The 17,663-nt window shown below is 36.8% G+C and carries 14 protein-coding genes, 2 tRNA genes and 1 rRNA gene (1 of these 17 only partly in view); 3 read left to right on the top strand and 14 right to left on the bottom strand.

The annotated features are described in order from the left end of the window. The first annotated feature begins 208 nt into the window (after positions 1 to 208). Positions 209 to 1,084: a prolipoprotein diacylglyceryl transferase gene (locus CC92_RS0112290; protein ID WP_029502611.1), complete on the top strand. Its 876-nt coding sequence runs from the start codon at positions 209 to 211 to the stop codon at positions 1,082 to 1,084. 243 nt (positions 1,085 to 1,327) lie between these two features. Here the strand turns inward: CC92_RS0112290 and gnpA are convergent, their stop codons facing one another. The 3 genes from gnpA to CC92_RS0112275 all read right to left on the bottom strand — a co-directional run bounded on the left by gnpA (position 1,328) and on the right by CC92_RS0112275 (position 6,060). Then, entirely contained in the window at positions 1,328 to 3,487 is a 2,160-nt protein-coding gene (gnpA, locus tag CC92_RS0112285; protein WP_029502612.1) for a 1,3-beta-galactosyl-N-acetylhexosamine phosphorylase, read from the bottom strand. Between the two features lie 44 nt (positions 3,488 to 3,531). Next, positions 3,532 to 4,803 carry a serine dehydratase subunit alpha family protein gene (locus tag CC92_RS0112280; RefSeq protein WP_029502613.1) on the bottom strand — a complete coding sequence of 424 codons (1,272 nt, stop codon included), beginning with the start codon at positions 4,801 to 4,803 and terminating at the stop codon, positions 3,532 to 3,534. 189 nt (positions 4,804 to 4,992) lie between these two features. Continuing rightward, positions 4,993 to 6,060 (bottom strand): M24 family metallopeptidase, encoded by a 1,068-nt coding sequence (locus tag CC92_RS0112275; protein WP_029502614.1) that lies wholly within the window; start codon positions 6,058 to 6,060, stop codon positions 4,993 to 4,995. A gap of 352 nt (positions 6,061 to 6,412) precedes the next feature. Here CC92_RS0112275 and CC92_RS0112270 point away from each other — a divergent pair, with 352 nt between their 5' ends. Continuing rightward, complete coding sequence (locus tag CC92_RS0112270; protein WP_029502615.1) at positions 6,413 to 7,369, top strand: AraC family transcriptional regulator; 957 nt, start codon at positions 6,413 to 6,415, stop codon at positions 7,367 to 7,369. An 8-nt stretch (positions 7,370 to 7,377) separates the two neighbouring features. Here CC92_RS0112270 and CC92_RS0112265 read toward each other — a convergent pair whose 3' ends face one another. From CC92_RS0112265 to CC92_RS0112240, 6 genes are all read right to left on the bottom strand, one after another. Then, positions 7,378 to 8,217, bottom strand: a complete 840-nt coding sequence (locus CC92_RS0112265) for a carbohydrate ABC transporter permease (RefSeq protein WP_029502616.1) — start codon at positions 8,215 to 8,217, stop codon at positions 7,378 to 7,380. A 99-nt stretch (positions 8,218 to 8,316) separates the two neighbouring features. Further along, positions 8,317 to 9,225, bottom strand: a complete 909-nt coding sequence (locus CC92_RS0112260) for a carbohydrate ABC transporter permease (protein ID WP_242841336.1) — start codon at positions 9,223 to 9,225, stop codon at positions 8,317 to 8,319. A gap of 197 nt (positions 9,226 to 9,422) precedes the next feature. Then, positions 9,423 to 10,694: an ABC transporter substrate-binding protein gene (locus CC92_RS0112255; protein ID WP_029502618.1), complete on the bottom strand. Its 1,272-nt coding sequence runs from the start codon at positions 10,692 to 10,694 to the stop codon at positions 9,423 to 9,425. An 83-nt stretch (positions 10,695 to 10,777) separates the two neighbouring features. Then, positions 10,778 to 11,767, bottom strand: coding sequence for an aldo/keto reductase (locus CC92_RS0112250; protein WP_029502619.1), 990 nt, complete (start codon positions 11,765 to 11,767; stop codon positions 10,778 to 10,780). Between the two features lie 58 nt (positions 11,768 to 11,825). Next, positions 11,826 to 12,782 (bottom strand): uroporphyrinogen decarboxylase family protein, encoded by a 957-nt coding sequence (locus CC92_RS0112245; RefSeq protein ID WP_029502620.1) that lies wholly within the window; start codon positions 12,780 to 12,782, stop codon positions 11,826 to 11,828. A gap of 59 nt (positions 12,783 to 12,841) precedes the next feature. Further along, entirely contained in the window at positions 12,842 to 14,296 is a 1,455-nt protein-coding gene (locus tag CC92_RS0112240) for a Sapep family Mn(2+)-dependent dipeptidase (RefSeq protein WP_029502621.1), read from the bottom strand. 136 nt (positions 14,297 to 14,432) lie between these two features. Here CC92_RS0112240 and CC92_RS0112235 point away from each other — a divergent pair, with 136 nt between their 5' ends. Further along, positions 14,433 to 15,365 (top strand): AraC family transcriptional regulator, encoded by a 933-nt coding sequence (locus CC92_RS0112235; protein WP_029502622.1) that lies wholly within the window; start codon positions 14,433 to 14,435, stop codon positions 15,363 to 15,365. A 362-nt stretch (positions 15,366 to 15,727) separates the two neighbouring features. Here the strand turns inward: CC92_RS0112235 and CC92_RS22555 are convergent, their stop codons facing one another. From CC92_RS22555 to CC92_RS0112205, 5 genes are all read right to left on the bottom strand, one after another. Beyond that, on the bottom strand, positions 15,728 to 15,886 hold the full coding sequence (locus CC92_RS22555) for a hypothetical protein (protein WP_155998329.1): 159 nt from the start codon (positions 15,884 to 15,886) through the stop codon (positions 15,728 to 15,730). Positions 15,887 to 16,111: 225 nt separating this feature from the next. Further along, a complete protein-coding gene (locus CC92_RS0112220) occupies positions 16,112 to 16,318 on the bottom strand; it encodes a hypothetical protein (RefSeq protein WP_155998331.1) in 207 nt (68 codons plus the stop codon). A 428-nt stretch (positions 16,319 to 16,746) separates the two neighbouring features. Further along, a tRNA-Cys gene (locus CC92_RS0112215) sits at positions 16,747 to 16,817 on the bottom strand. A gap of 46 nt (positions 16,818 to 16,863) precedes the next feature. Continuing rightward, positions 16,864 to 16,935, bottom strand: a tRNA-Asn gene (locus tag CC92_RS0112210). Between the two features lie 65 nt (positions 16,936 to 17,000). Next, positions 17,001 to 17,663 (bottom strand): 23S ribosomal RNA (locus tag CC92_RS0112205) (it continues 2,235 nt past the right edge of the window).

Below are 17,663 nucleotides of genomic sequence, written 5' to 3'. Positions count from 1 at the left end.
TAATGATAGACAAACGAATGCTTTATCGTAACAAATTATTTATGGAGGTATCACCCATTTATATTAATAAGAATCTGTTTATTCTAGGTGTGCCCACTAATGAAATAAGTTCACCAATTATATTGCGCCTTACGCATCCTTGCTATATAATGTCAATAAGTCTTAAATAGAAATCAATACATGACATAAAATAAGAAAGGATGACCCTATGAAAAATGAACTGATTACAATCGGCCCTGTTACTGTATATGGTTATGGCCTTATGATAGCTATTGGCATCTTATCCGCATATCTTCTTACAGAGTACCGGGCAAAAAAATTAAATTTAGAGCATGAGAAAGTCTTTTCTCTTGTTATCTGGTGTGCTGTTGGCGGACTACTTGGAGCTAAGCTCTTATACTACATAACGCAAATACCCGAAATCATTAAAGATCCTAGCATCCTATGGAAAATTGCAGATGGATTTGTTGTATATGGAGGTATTATCGGTGGTATTTTTGCAGGTTATCTATTCTGTAAAAAAAATAAGCTGAATTTCTTAACATACTTTGATCTTGCAATGCCTTCCATAGCATTAGCACAAGGCTTCGGAAGAATTGGATGTTTTCTTTCTGGCTGTTGCTATGGCGTAGAGACAAACTGTGCTCTCGGTATCATCTTTCATAACTCAGAATACGCACCCAATGGAATTCGTTTAGTTCCAACTCAGTTAATTTCAAGCGGTTTGGATTTTCTTCACTGCTTTTTGCTATTGTTTTATGCCAAACGTAAGAAGGCAAATGGACAGGTTGCAGCTCTTTATTTGATATGCTACAGCATTGGCAGATTTGTTTTAGAATACTTCCGAGGAGACTTAGTTCGCGGAAATGTTGGTCGATTTTCAACTTCCCAATTTATCTCGATCTTTCTACTCGTGATTGGTATTGTTTTCTTTTTTGTTCTTAGGGTTACTGCTAAAAAAGAAGCGCTTACAAAACCAACAACATTGACTGATAAAGTAACCAAAGAGCAGATGAAAGTAACTGCTAATTTAGAGGAATCCGCTTCTGAATCAGATGCCGAAGAGGAGCAATCCAAAGAGTAGAAACAATACACTATAGTACTCAATGGTAAAACCTATCAGTTTCGATAGGTGGGTTAGTTAAAGGAGCTGTCGCTAAATGTGATCTTCATACCAAATATTGTTGTGAACACATTATGTTCTATCAATATCTAGGCTGAATCATCCATTATGCAACAGCTCCTTTTATTTTAATAACAATAAAAGTAACGAAACCCTCTATATTTCGTATTTAATATACAACATTCTGTCTGCTACAGGCAGCTATTATCTTCTTATGGATAAAAACTTTGTTCCATATGGCTCCAGTTCACAGGTGATTGATTGACCTCTTAAGGCTACCGATGTATTCTGTCTCTGATTAGAATTATTCCAAATAACTAATACTTGACTCTGTGGGAAGTACGCACTTTCCGTATATAGATTATCGGTCATTCCATCCTGAACTAAATTATCTTTGGTAGCACTTAAGATTAAATTTACCAATAATCTTGCATGTTCTGGAGTATGCTCATAGGAACTAAGATAAACTCCAAATCCTTCTCCGAAAGCATTCCTAGTGACAACAGGGATTCCTTTCTCCTCCTTTAAGACACTCGTTTCTCCATTGGTCAGGTAAAGCTTCTGATGAGGTTGAAACTTGCAACTATCTGGAAGAATGTCATTGCTTTCCTCTATGGTATACTTCCATTTTCCATGGCATACCCTCGCACCCTGATCGATATCCACTCCAAGTACGTGTGCCATGCGAAATGTATGATGAAAACCATCTACAGCCGAAGGCTCCTCGATACCAAGAAATACACCGCCTCGGTATACCCACTCTGTAAGCATAGTAACTATCGCTTCATCCTCCCACTCGTGACCGCCACTCCAAGCATCTCCTTTTCGCCCAGCATTTATTATTACATCGTAGTCTTTCGCTCTCCCATTTTTTATATCCTCAAAATTAAGAAAATCTACTTCAAATGGTAGCCCCGCTAGACTTTCATTCACATGAATTAATGGATGCCAGGATGTCTCATGAAAATGTCCGGATAAGGTCCAGGAACGCAGTTCTCCCCAAGAATGCAACACAGCAATTTTCGGTGCCCATAGCAACGGTCTACCTTCGTTATGAAGTTCTCGTATTTGGCGGAATTCTTTCGCAAGCTCTGAGATATAAGTAATAAAGTCAGGTTTTTCTTCTACCAGATGAAGATAACCGCCAAGACCGATACGTTCAATAGGCTCTCTAAGCATTGCTCTCCTAATATTTCTCCAATACTGTTTTGCTTCAAGTGTTGGATTACCACCTTCTAAAAATGACGGTGAGCCATCAACACCTACCGGAAACAGGTACGGATGTAGGCGAAGCTCATGAGTCTTTACAGGAACACCACTACAAAGTCTAGATTCAAATCCTGAAAATACAGCTTTAATGATTCCATCAAATCCATACGAAGCAAATCTCTTGTGGTACGGCTCCAATCCAACCCAACTATCATCATAGAATACATAAGCTTCTTTCCCATAGTCATGAACAATCTGAACCAACTCTTTACCAAGACTTAAGACAAACTCTTGTATAAAATCCATCCAATCCAGCTTATGTTTTGTCGCTGGCATATGAGTGACTTGAAACTGCCCCTTATTTACAAAATCCTCTGCTGTTAACCTATAATCGTACTTCTGCTCAAATTCATCTAATGCAAGCGGACTTACCGTAAAATCATAAGAAGCCCAGTCTGTAAATAAAAATCGATTCTTTTCACTACTTCCCCAAATCCATACGAAGTTATAAAAAAGAGAAGTAAATCTAACCACTGTAGTATGCTTGTGCTCCTCACACCAATCCCTCATCCAACGAAGCAGATATTCCCTAGTCTCCGGATGTTTTGGATCAATTGGCATTAAATGTTCTTTATCCCACCCATTCGTTGTATGGTTATACATCGAGATTTCTTCCCAAATACGGTAAGCAAGGAAGGAGACTGTATATTCATGCCATGGTGTCACACCTTCTAGCACTACTTCCTTCGTATCGTTTCTGTATGTCCACTGTTTCGTACTAAGCTCTTTTTCGATTGTCCGGTCATAGACTTGCCAATATTTCATGGAGTCTTTGGACTCATTAATTTCAAATTGCTCTCTCGAAAAATCTCGTACTAAAGATATTGTTAAGTCTTCCCCTGTTGCTATAACAGGAGCTGTTATTAAAAAGGTCTGCTGTAATTGATCCGAATGGCTTTTCGCCCATTCATTATGGCCACGGATGATGCATACTGTTGAGTAGATGCCATAACCCGTATTAAGAATTTCTTCGGATAACTCGGTCCCATCACTGTCTCTAATGACATCAGCTCCCCATTTATTTGCTAAATCTAAGGTAAGTTTCTCATATCCGGATTCCCCAGGCAGAGTGAATCCTCCCATCTTTTCTAACATAATAACCTCTATCCTTTCCATCTGATTGGATCATGGATTTCTTCTTAAGAATGAATCATTAGATTTAAAATTTCCTCATCCGTCTGCTTCATTCCATCTCGTCCCATTTTACATATCGTGTTTATTGTAAGTTCAACATTTTCTTTCACAAGCCCTTCTCCAACACCAAATGTATTATCTTCCATTGCCATATAGTGTCCCATAATTGCAGCATCAACCGCGGAAGCAATTTTAGCCGCACAAGAAGATTTGGCACCATCACAGACAATTCCAGAAACGTTTCCTAAAACATTCGTTATGGTTTTTGATATTGTTTCAAGTGGAGCCTGATGTAAATATGTAATTGCTGCCCCACTTCCGCAGGCTGCACTTACCACCCCACAATATGCTGAAAGTTTGCCAATTCCACTCTTTAGATGTACTGCAATCAGGTTACTAAATGCCAACGCGCGATATAGCATTTCATCTGACACCTCTAAATGCTTGGCATAGATAATCACCGGCAATGAAACTGTCATTCCTTGATTACCGCTTCCTGAATTAATAATTACAGGCAGCGTGCAGCCTCCCATTCTGGCATCTGAGCCTGCTGCTGGATAAGCTTTTGCTAACATTTTTACATCTTTACCATAGGTCTTTAAAATTGTTTTTCCAACGTTAGCTCCATAAGAATGTGTAAGCCCTTCCTCGGCTATTTTCATATTGTACTTTATTTGACGATCAAGAATATCTTTAATTTCATCAATGTATACAGAATTAACAAAATTGTAAATCAAATCTAATGTTAGTTCCTGTACAATACCCCTTTTCTTATCTTCTTTGTTTGCAGTAGGAACGGGTAACAAATTCTGCCCATTTTTTTCTATCCGAATAATGTTGGTATGATCCTCACAGATCTCAACCTCTACCCGTTCCTTCTCTTTTGTCGCTACAACTATAATCTGTAAATTCGATACACCATGAATTATCTGAACCTCACATATCTTTTTCTTTAGATATTCTTTCGTTAATTCCACATCCTCCTTCGTCACTCCCTCTAAAACTTCGAGCTTTCCTTCCGGATTTCCAGCAACTGCACCAAGCACAGCGCTTGTTTCAATTCCTCTCATATCACCGGTTGTTGGTACAATAACGCCCTTAACGTTCTTCACAATATTACCGGAACATTTTACGATAATATGCTCCGGCATACTTCCTAGCACGTCGCGTGCTTTCGCTGCGGCATACGCAATTGCAATTGGCTCTGTACATCCAAGTGCAGGTACCAATTCTTCTTTTAAAATCTGTATACATCCTTGATATAAACGTTGCTCCATTGTTGCCTCCTAGATTTCTGTAGCTATGTTGTCCTAATTAAAATTAAAGGTGCGGCTTTTGCACCGTCATTGATGATAGGAACATGCTTTTCGTTCCTATAATATAACTTATCAGAAGATGCGAAGCAGATTCTGATAAAAGGTGCGGCTTCTGCACCGCTATCGATTATAGGAACACGCTTTTCGTTCCTATAATATTATTAAATCCCTCTCAGACTTGGTAAGATTCTTATATCCGTCTTCCGTAATCACAACCATATCTTCAATACGGACGCCAAATCGGTTTGGTAGATAAATTCCAGGTTCAATTGTCATTATGTCATATGGTTCTAACTTATCTTTCGATGTTTCGTTACATCTGGGATTTTCATGAATTTCAAGACCTAAGCTATGTCCAAGTCCATGACCAAAATAATCTTGATATCCATAACTTCCAATCACATCCCTTGCGATAGAGTCAATCATAACACAAGGAACATTTGGTGCTAATTTTCTCATTGCTTTTTCTTGTGCTTCTTTCACCACCTGATAAACTTGCTTTTTCTCCTCTGTTAACTCTCCTACTGCCACTGTTCTTGTCATATCAGAGCTATATCCATGGATGCAACCACCAAAATCCATAGTTACAAAGTCTCCTTTTTCTATTCTTCTATTCTTAACGCCCCCGTGAGGGAATCCACTATTTTCACCAGCTGCTACTAAAAAGTTCATACTATAATTTTCAGAACCTAACTTAACCATAGTAATTCCAAGTTCCATCTTAAGATCATTCTCTGTTCTTCCAGGCTCAATAAACTCTAACATGTGTAGAAAAGTTTCATCCGCTATAGATTGTGCCTTTCTTAGATACTCAACTTCCTTCGAGTCTTTCCTTCTGCGCATTTGCTTTATTTTATTATCAAGAGAGAGTGAATCTATAACTCCATATTCAGTAATCGTGTTTAACTCATTCCTTCGTTTTACTGTTATATATTCTTCTTCTGTCGCTACTCTCTTCCCTTTATTCTTCCTCATAAATTCATATAGGAAGATATCTCTATCTTTACTTTCTACAACCTCACAATTAATTGCTACCTTCTTTGCTGACTCAGAAAATCTAGGGTCTAAAATAAGCAATGCTTCTTTTTCTGTTATTAGTAAAGTCCCCATATTACATCGTACCTCAGTAAAATAAAAACGGTTTACTTCACTTTCAATAATAGCAAGGTCAATTTCTTTTTCTCTCATATATTCACGTAATTTATCAACACGATTCATCAAATCCCTCCTTTTTTACTTCCTCCTCAAAATTATCCGGGTTATCATAAATACAACTGTTTTAGGCTTTTCCTTTTACTTACATGGAGTAAGTATGAAGATAATTTTTAATCTTATACCCGATAAGTTTGTGCTAAGTCAAACTTGATCCATTCGCTGCTCCTATCAGGGCGTCACAGCATAGAGGTTAAAATTGATACTATTTACAATTAATCTACAGGCAGCTATAATAAAGCTATTACTACCCTGTAAGGTTGAAAGAAATCTTTCAACATGTTAGTTCATACCTGCGTAATCTTAGTAAAAAACAAGATAATCGCAGGGATAGGGATAACAATGAAAAGAGGCAGATATGGTAAAAGGACACGCAACCAAGGTTGAATTAGTATATCGAGAATATAAGCTATCGAGTGAATTTCCTGTACTTGCATTATTTCCAAGCGAATATATCTATCAAAGTTTTGATTCCTCAGTGCTTACCTATTTTCATTTTCACAATTGCATAGAAATCGGTATGTGCTTATCTGGTGGCAAGGATCTTTCTGTAGAAGGGAAACACTATACTTTAAATTCTGAAGAATTTTTTATTATCCCACCATATTCAATGCACTTTGCAGGTAACCTCCCGAATGTATCAAAAGACGATGACTGCTGCCAATATTTATATCTTGATCCAGAAGCCTTACTAAAAGAATTTTATCCAAATGGGCTAGCTCCTGAGATGAATTGGTACAAAAACTCCAATCTCCCTTATTTGTTTAGCAGAAAGAATAACGAAGAACTGTATGACCTTTGTACTTACCTTTTTGAAGAATTAAGGGATCACCAAAAGGAATATACCTATGCTGTAAAGGGGCTGTTTTTATCCTTCTTCGTTACGATCACTCGTCTGATTGATACGAAAGAAAATGAAGAGTCCATCCGCTATCAAACAATGTCTTCCATCTTACCTGCCATTGATTACATCAATAAAAACTATACACAAAAAATACAGTTATCAGATCTTGCGAAGAATTGCTACATGAGTGCAGCACATTTTCGAAGTATCTTTCAAGATACTATGCAGCAATCTCCACTAAAGTATCTTACCTCCTTGCGTCTTCAAAAAGCCTGTGAGTTGTTATATAGCACAGAAGCAACTATTTTGGATATCGCTATGGGCGTGGGGTTTCAATCTGTCTCCAATTTTAACCGTTTGTTTAAAGAGTCTTTTCAAACTACGCCTACCGATTGGCGTAATAATAGACGTGCCATCCAAAAGAAAAATATACGGTATTCTCCTTTTCTAAAAAATAGCACGCCTTCTTAAGGTTATTTTTACCCTTTGATTCCGCCCGCATTAGCAAGACCATTCATTATTTGTTTTTGCGCAAATATGTAAACTATGACCACTGGTACCAAAGTTAACAACGTTCCTGCCATCAATAGCGCATAGGATGTACTATGCTCTGCTTGGAAATAGCGTAACCCCAATTGTAAGGTTCTTAACTTATCATCATTTAAGAAGATAAGTGGAGCTAAATAGTCATTCCATATCCCCATAAATTGAAAAATTAGTAAGGTTACAAAACCTGGTTTTGCCATCGGTGTAATAATTTTAAAGCAAATCTTTAAATCATTACATCCATCAATTTTTGCTGCTTCTGAATATTCCTTTGGAATACTAAGAAAATACTGTCTTAGTAGAAATACACCAAAAGGAGTAAAACTTTGGGTGAGAATTAAGGACCAATGTGAATTTACTAATCCTAATTTCGTGATTACCATAAACTGTGGTATCATAATAACTTGCCACGGAACCATGAGTGTTGCTAAATAAAGTAAGAATAATTTATCTCTACCTCGAAATCTTAATTTGGCAAACGCATAGGCAGCCAGTGCACTTGTAACTAAGGTAAAAAAGGTAATGATTGATGATAGTTTTATAGAGTTCCAATAATAAGTAGTAAAAGGAATTTGCGTGAATACATTACTAAAATTCTCCCAGCGAATCGCCTTCGGAATCCATTCGATTGGAAAATGAAACACATCTTGCTCGAACTTAAATGCAGTCGATAACATCCATAAAAATGGGAGAATTGTTACAGAGGCAAATACCAAGAATATGAGATAGATTACTACTTTATGTAATACTTTTTTCGTTTTCTTTCCGTCCATAATTAACCTCATTTCTGCGCTATTTTTCGCATATCAAGCTTGTGGGTATCACTGCCACAAACTCATTGTGACGATTTTATGACTTCATCACTTTCTCTCCTAATAGTTCACCCATTTTTTCTGACCTCTAAACTGTATCATTGTAATTACAAAAACAATTAAGAATAATACTACGGCATAGGTTGATGCATAGCCAAATTTATAATTAACAAAAGCTTCTTGATAAATTCGATATACAAGTACATTGGAGGAACGACCTGGTCCACCATCTGTCATAATATTTACTAAGTCAAATACCTTAAAGGAATTAATCAAACACATAATACTACATAAAAATGTTGTTGGTGATAACATAGGTAACGTAACTGCTTTAAATTGCTTCCAGCCACTTGCTCCATCCAGAGAAGAAGCTTCATATAAATCTACTGGTATCGTTTGTAAACCAGCTAAGAATAATACCATATAATAGCCCATATTCTTTATGACTGAAACAATCGTTATGGTGATCATGGACCAGTCGGTTGAAGTCAGCCATTTCGGAGGATTCTCTACTCCAATCGCCTGTAAAACTCCATTAATCGGTCCGCTTCCACGGAACAGACAAACAAATATAATACCAAATGCTACACTAGAAGTCAGCTGAGGAAAGAAAAATATTGTCTTAAATGCCATACTTCCCTTTAACTTCTTTTGCAGCAATACTGCAAGCAGTAAACCAAATAGTAAGGTAAAAGAAACACTAAAAACAGTATAAAATATATTGTTCTTTAAAGAAGTAATAAAATATCCATCTTGGAATAATTTCTTAAAATTGGTTAGCCCAATGAATTTAACATCACCGAACCCATCGTAATTGGTAAATGAGAGAAGCAAACCCCATACAACTGGTATTAAAGTGAAAATAATGAATCCAATCATATTTGGCAATAAAAACAGGTATGCAATTAATTCCTCGCGTCGCTCTGCCTTCGTCAGTTTAGTGCGTTTTTTCAACGTTTTCGCTTCCACTGCCAACCCACCTTTCTTATCTTTTTAAAGTATATAGTCGGTGATTAATTTCTAACATTCTTTTTTCGCTCACAACCCGCTTTTGCTCCTCGCAAAAACGGTTCACTCGAAACAATGTTGAAATTTTAATCACCGACTATATAGATGAGGATGTCGAATCTAAAAGTCTAACATCCTCATCTGAACCAGTAATCAGTTTACTTCATATACTCTGCTCTTCTCTCTTCGAAGTTTTTCATGGTAGTGTCAATATCTTGTTCACCGATCATATAAAGTTCCATTTCCTCTTTTAAGATAGTTTCTACCGCAGAATAATTTTCATCGTAAATCTGCTCAATTACATTGTTTTCTGAGAACACAATTTTAGCAAGGGTGTCTGTGTCTTGTTTTACTGCATTTAAATAGATTTCCTTAACTTTATCATCACTATATGCTGTTAAAGTACCCTTCTCGGCAATTCTGCTTGCACCTTCATAAGTACACATAAACTGTATAAAGTCATAGGCTTCTTCCGGATGTTTGCTGGTCTTTGAAATTGAAAGGAAATTCATACCGGAAGGTGCAGAATACTCTTTTCCTCCCTCAGGAATTGGCATAGGCATAACCGTGTATTTAAATGGCATCTCTCCACTGTCATACTTTGAATTATAGGATGCTACTCCCCAAGTACCATTTTGGAACATCGCTACTTTCGTAGCTGGTGCTGTTGTAAATAAGGAACCTGCATTTTGGCCAAGTTCTAATTTTTCTGCAAATGGAACATGGCTCCCATCTTCCTCTAATGACTTCCATAATTCTAAGCTTTGACGAATAATGCTAGTATCTTTATCCATGACACTGCCACCCATCTGCTGCATGTATACAAAGTTATCCATACCTACGAGGCCGCCATATGTACCATCCTTGGTAAGTTGTTTTGCAAGGTCTCGATATTCTGTCCAGGTTAACTGCTTCGTTGGAACTTCAATTCCATTCTTTTGAAATAATTCTTCATTCACAAAGAGTAGCCAAACCGATTGTCTGTAAGGTAATCCAAAGATACCATCTTGATTACTTTGTTCGAAAACATTACCATAAACAGAAGTATCAAGGCCTGAATCCTTTACATAGGAGGAGATGTCCTGAAGGCAGTTTTTACTCTTATAATCCCCGTAATAGCTAACTCCATTAACACCTAAGATATCAAATTCTGTATTACTGGAAAATGAAGATAAAATCTTTTCTGCATAATCTGTTGCCGGAAAATAAACTACCTCTACTTCTGCTACTTCACTTTGTGCATTGTAAGCTTCGACTGCTGGATCTAAGTAAGCTTGCTCATCTGTCCAATCATAGAATACCAGTTTTACTTTGCCATCTGACGTTTTATCATTGCTTTGATTTCCCCCATTCTTAGCGCCTCCTCCACAGGCAGTAAGAAGTACCATTGATGCTGCTAATAACACTGCTCCCAATCTTTTGATTCTCATAAATACATACCTTCCTTTCTTTTTATACCTTTTCATTACCATTGATGTAGCTTTATTAATTAAAGCAAGTAATTTATAATAAATTATGATAATAAAATAGTATCAATTGTTTGAAGTTCTTCCTCGCTAAGAATAAGACGGTTTAACGCTCCTATATTATCTTGTATCTGAGCAAGCTTACTAGCACCTAAGATAACAGAGGTTAATTCACCAGTTTGTAACGCCCATGCTAACGCCATTTGTGCCAAATTTTGATTTCTATTTTCCGCAATCTCATTTAACTTCACTATCTTCTTCAAAACTTCCTCCGTAATAGCCTCCGGTCCAAGAAAAATACTATTTCCTGCTGCTCTGGAGTCTTTCGGAATGCCATGAATATATTTATTAGTTAAGAGTCCTTGCGCTAATGGACAAAAGGCAATGGAGCCTATCCCTTCCTCTTTTAATACCGGTTTTAGCGCAGCGTTTTGCTGGTTTAGCATGGAATAGTTATGTTGATGGATCAAGCACCTTACACCCAGTGTTTTTAATATAGCAGAAGCCTCTTTTATTTGCTCTTTGCTATAATTGGATAAACCGATATATAACGCTTTTCCCTGCTGAATAAGAAGCGCCAAAGCTTCCATTGTTTCTTCTAGTGGAGTTTCAGTATCTGGTCTGTGGTGATAAAATATATCTACATATTCAAGATTCATTCTCTTAAGACTCTGGTCTAACGACGAGACTAAGTATTTCTTGGACCCCCCATCTCCATAAGGTCCTTCCCACATACCATAGCCTGCCTTTGTAGCAACAATAATCTCATCTCGATACGGTTTTAAATCCCTATTAAGAATTCTACCAAAAGTCTCCTCTGCACTGCCAGCAGGTGGTCCATAATTATTTGCTAAATCAAAATGTGTAATTCCAAGATCAAAACTTCCAAGCACTATTTTTCTCGCATTTTCAAAGCTGCTTTCTCCTCCAAAATTGTGCCATAAGCCAAGGGACATCGCTGGTAGCTTCAATCCACTGTTACCACAACGACGATACTCCATCGTTTGGTATCTGTTATCGTTTGCAGAATATATCATAATACTTCATCTCCTCTTGTTTCATGGATATAATTGGTTAATATTGATACCTAATATATTACAATGTTTTTACTTTCTCTACAACCCATTGGATATGCTTTTTATCTACATCTCTTGGAAGACTGCAATCAGCACCAATCATAACACCTTTTTTCCCACTTTCCTTTACTAATTGCTCAGTAAAATCTTCAATCTCTTCTTTCGTTCCTGAACATAAAATTCCTTCCGGTCTGTTATCAAATCCACCTAATACACATTTTCCATGGAAGAATTCCTTGCCTGCTTTTAATGTCAAATCTTCTACATACACAGCCCAGTTAATTGCCTTTGCAGGATAATCTCTCCATACTTCTATTCTGTTTTTATCTCCTGCCCAACCACAACAGTGAAGAATATTATTTTGGCTGTATTCATTTGCATGTTCTAAAACATAAAGGTCACTTGGTCTTACATATTTGTTATATTCTTCTTCCGTAAAACGATATTCTTCCGCATTCTGTACACAATAGTATACACCATCACAACCTGCTTCTTTTATTAATCTTCTACATAAAGCAACTGCATCTTTTGCAATTACATCAAACGCATACATAACCGCTTCTGGATTTTTTCTTAAATGATCCATTAATAATTCATCTGAAGTACCAAAACGGAGGGAGGACATTGGACAAAATACATTGTAGAATACGCAACAATCCCCTTTTAATTTCTCTACGATTTCCTTTGCACGCTGTACTTGTTCTTCAATGAAAGGATGATCTTCTCCCAGCGGTTTCATTAAAAACCAATCCTCTGGCTTTTCAATCTTTGGTATGATCTCATTTGGATAATCAAAATATCCATCACACATAATTTTGATAAAGTCGACATCACTATCTTTATAAAACTTTATCGTTGCATCTACACACTCGTTCTTTAAATCCATATCTTCCGGAAAATGAAACCAGAATCCTACTGGTACCTTGTCCACTTCCTCATTATTTAAACTGCTTAAAACTCTCTCTCTCTTTGTCATATCCTCATCACCTTTATTTTTATTTGGATTTTGGGGATCCATATCCCACTAGATTATTCTTAATTAAGAAGCAAATCATTTAATTCTAAGTCATTTAATTTAAGAAATGCCTTTATGTAAATGACGATACCTTCCATTAATTCTTCAATATGAATGGATTCATCTGGCTGATGAAAGTCTCCATGTCCTTGTTTTCTCCTTAAAATATGTTTATTAGGTAATGCCATCCCATATCCGATTGCATTCTTAAGCTTTCTTGTATAGGTAGCTCCTCCCATTGTGTAAGGCTTACTATCAAATCCACTCACCTCTTGAAAAACATTGGTTAACTCTTGTATCAGAGGTTTATTCACCGGCAAATACGATGGTACTAGATGTTTTATAATGTGAAATGTGAATCCCGCTTCCTTTGAAAGTTTTTCTAAACTTTCTACTAGCTCTTTACCATCTGATTTGATTCCATCCTTTAGGATTGGGTACCGATAATCAATACTAACTGTAAGCAATGAATTCTCATAGCGTACCATAGTCGCTCCACCTGTCAGTTGGCCAAGGCTATAATTTCTATCCCAGAGATTTGCTGCTATCCCATAAGCATCTTTACTTAACAGCTCTATTCCTTTTAAAATCTTCTCTTCTTTTGGAAATATACCTAGCCTTAAAAGCTCCTTGACCAATATTCCAATTGCATTCTTGCTATCATGAACCATACAGACATGTGCTGCTTTCCCTTTTGCTGTAAGTTTAACTTGATCCATCTCTTCTTCGATAAGAAGTGACTTGCTTGCTTCTAGTTGTTTCTTTATCCGCCCAGTAATTAAGCTCCTCTTTAACACTATTGTTGCAGCTTCAGGAATCGAATTACTGGTGCTTCCTGCATGAAACGACAGTATGTCCTTATTGTCAAGGTAAGTTTGCAGTTCGATATTTAGGATGCCATTTTCTCCATAGCAAACCGGAAACCCACAATCAGCCACAATAGATAAGGAAGGCTCATTATAATTTTTTATGTAATAATCAAGATCTTGCATCCCTGTTTCTTCACTACATCCCACCATCAGACTAATCGGAGTCTTCATTGTTATGCCACATTCTTTTAGATAAAGTAGTGCATACAAGGCACCTATTGTGGGACCCTTGTTATCTTGAACTCCTCGACCAATCAGATAGTCATCTTCTTCTACCATCTCATATGGTGTATACTCCCATTCATCACCTTCAGGAACCACATCAAGGTGTCCCCATATAGCAATGCTATTTTCTATAGTCTTTCTTTTTTCATAATAGATACGCCCACAATAGTAGTCATAATTTTCCGTCTGAAATCCATGTTCTTTCCCTATTGTTAACATTTCGTCAAGTACATCATGGCATCCTTGTCCGAATGGAGTATGTATGTTATGTAGTTCTTCTTTCTCAGAAACACTGCGTATATTTACAATGCGCCCAATATCCCTTATAATATCTTTACGTTTCGAATACACCCATTCTCTTATTTGATTCGTATCCTGCATGTGAACCAACCATGCCCTTTCTGTCTCCAAAACAGCAGACTTGTTTAACAAGATTGATGAAGTAGGTTTATCAACTTCATATACCTTATTATAGAGATAACCCAAATCAAAATCATTGTAGAAAGGAGTCCCAACTGTGCAAAAACAATCATCTTTGAAAAAAAACTATTATTATCGACATTATAACTTACCGCCTTCCTTCCCTTCCGTTGCATTTTTAGGTGACAGCTGGGTACTGCCTGATACCCCTCTAGAATACCTTCATTTTCACAATTGCATTGAGATTGGTCATTGTCTTAGCGGAGAAGGAACTCTTTACATAGAAAACAAAGAATATGAATTTCATGCAGGAGATATCTGCTTTATTCCAGAAAATATAGCTCATATTTCAAAGAGTTCCTTCAATCAAAAGAGTAAATGGGAATACATTTACTTTAACCCATCCTTACTATTTGAAAAAAACTTTGCTACAAATAAATTGGAAAGCCTTCTTGTATGCTCCCCACATCTCTCTAAGGTCTTCCCCCATAGTGAGGAACCTTATTTGCATTTTCTCATCAGCAGGATGTTTGCGGAATTTCATGAAAAAGGCTCTAACTACCAAGATTCCCTGAGAGGCCTCTTCCTTACGTTACTTACCGTAATGTATCGCTATATCCCTGAGCAATTTACAGAACACAATACTAATTTACAGATACATTCAGCACTTCTTTATATTCATAAACATTACGCCGAAAAGTTGCAGATTGGAGAAATTGCGTCACTTTGTCACTTAAGTGAGCCACACTTTCGCAGAAAATTTCTTGAGGTCATGCATATCAGCCCGTTGGATTACATAAATCATCTTCGTATCCGGACATCCTGTTACGAAATTTACAGAAATGAGAAACCACTCAACCTGATTGCAAAAGAGGTTGGTTTCACAACCCTCTCAAGCTTTAATCGACAGTTCCATTCCCTTCTGGGCTGTTCTCCTACACAATGGCGTAAAAAGCTAACTTTCACTAAAGATCATCATGAAATTGTATCTTTAGAGGATGACTCAACGAAAAGCTTCTTTACATTGTAGACGGATGACCGGATGGTTATTATTTGATTTGATTTCATATAATTTTATTTATAAAGTAAATACCTTTATACTTTCAATTTCTACAAGAAGATATCCTCTTTCTTTATATTAATCTTTCTTTGTATTAATCTTTCTTTGTATTAATCTTTCTTTGTATTAATCTTTCCTCAACTCAAAAGCACGCTTCGCGTACGTTTCCTTGTCATGAATAAAAATACAGCATGGATAGAATTTTTATAGACAATTCTAGCCATGCTGTATTTTTGTTATACTAAAAATTTTTCTAACTTTCTAAATTCAACTTATCATTTTTAGAATAAGAAGGATTTATATCTTAATCATGTAAGATATAAATGTAATTATTATTCTTCAACTAATAAACTAATCTCGTCAAACTCTTCCTTTGATAATTTTAATACAAAATCACAGTTTGGACAATAAACTGCACCTGTAAGATTTTCATTTCGCTCAAACTTTATATGATTATCACATTTAACACATGTTCCTGGTATATTCAACATTGTACTTCCTCCTCAAATAGCAAACACATTCCCCTGAGGGAAAACAAACTACGTTTGCTATCATATCCTAAATAACTACTTATTTCAACAAGCAAATATATCCTTGGAATTACAAGAAATATTTTCTTTTTTATGGAACGATTTATAATCACATTCATAGATATACGTCAATCCTCCACCATTTCCTTGGATTCAAATATGGAATAATTTCTATGACTAAGTATATTAACATACCTCGCATAGATAAACTGCACGGTCATTTTCTCCAGTTTTAATACATTCACTAAAATCCGTGTAACCATGAAACGATGCCGCCGTTACAAGGATGTTACGCAAGATATTAAAATACGTATATAGTTTTCCTGTTTTTACAGCTTCCTTCAATTCTTTTATCAATGCAACATGAGTTTTTACAGATGTTATGCACATCAAGTATACTTAATTTCATGTAATAAAAAAGAATCCAAATAGCATAAATATCTAAATGGATTCTTTGATGTTAATGTTTTAATTTCTTCGTGTATAACGAAAAAATACAACAAATATGTTTACAAATATAATGCTTAATATTATATTTTGCGGATACCATAAAATACCCAAATTACTATCAGATAAAACAGTCTGAAATATATTAACTGCTCCTAAATCATTTCTTTTAAGACATTCTATCCAAGGACATATAAACCCATATTTATAAACAAAAAAATCAGCTTTTTGTTGTATTGGAGAAATCGTTTAAACACAAGAAAAAATAATTAATAATAAAATAAGAAATAAATTTTGCCTTATTGTTGGGAGTGTTTAAAAATAAAAAAAGCCTCAAACCCTTATATTTCTCGGTTTGAAGCACTTTTAAAGAGAGGCGACAATCAGATTTGAACTGATGATCAGGGTGTTGCAGACCCATGCCTTACCACTTGGCTATGTCGCCATATTATATTATATATTAATATACATAAAATTATGCTATTAAAAAACTCCCCGAGTTGGGCTCGAACCAACAACCCCACGGTTAACAGCCGTGTGCTCTACCATTGAGCTATCGAGGAATACTTCTACATTGTATCAAATGAGGTTGACAATGTCAACTCAGAAAAAGTTTAAACAAACCTTTTAGGTTAAGCCCTCGACCTATTAGTAACAATCAGCTACATGTGTTACCACACTTCCACCTTTGTCCTATCAACCTTATCGTCTTTAAGGGGTCTTACTAGCTTATGCTATGGGATATCTTATCTTGAGGGGGGCTTCACGCTTAGATGCCTTCAGCGTTTATCCCGTCCCGACTTGGCTACTCGGCCATGCTCTTGGTAGAACAACCGATACACCAGAGGTCAGTCCACCCCGGTCCTCTCGTACTAAGGGCAGCTCCTCTCAAATATCCTACGCCTACGCCGGATAGGGACCGAACTGTCTCACGACGTTCTGAACCCAGCTCGCGTACCGCTTTAATGGGCGAACAGCCCAACCCTTGGGACCTACTACAGCCCCAGGATGCGATGAGCCGACATCGAGGTGCCAAACCACTCCGTCGATGTGAACTCTTGGGAGTGATAAGCCTGTTATCCCCAGGGTAGCTTTTATCCGTTGAGCGATGGCAATCCCACTTTATACCACCGGATCACTAAGTCCTACTTTCGTACCTGCTCCACCCGTCGGTGTCACAGTCAAGCTCTCTTATGCCTTTGCACTCTACGAATGGTTTCCAACCATTCTGAGAGAACCTTTGAGCGCCTCCGATACCCTTTCGGAGGCGACCGCCCCAGTCAAACTCCCC

It is taken from the genome of Lachnoclostridium phytofermentans (assembly GCF_000733755.1).
Lineage (GTDB): Bacteria > Bacillota > Clostridia > Lachnospirales > Lachnospiraceae > Lachnoclostridium > Lachnoclostridium phytofermentans_A.
Note: the sequence above shows the minus strand (reverse complement) of the source record. Positions and strands in the feature narration are given on the sequence as shown.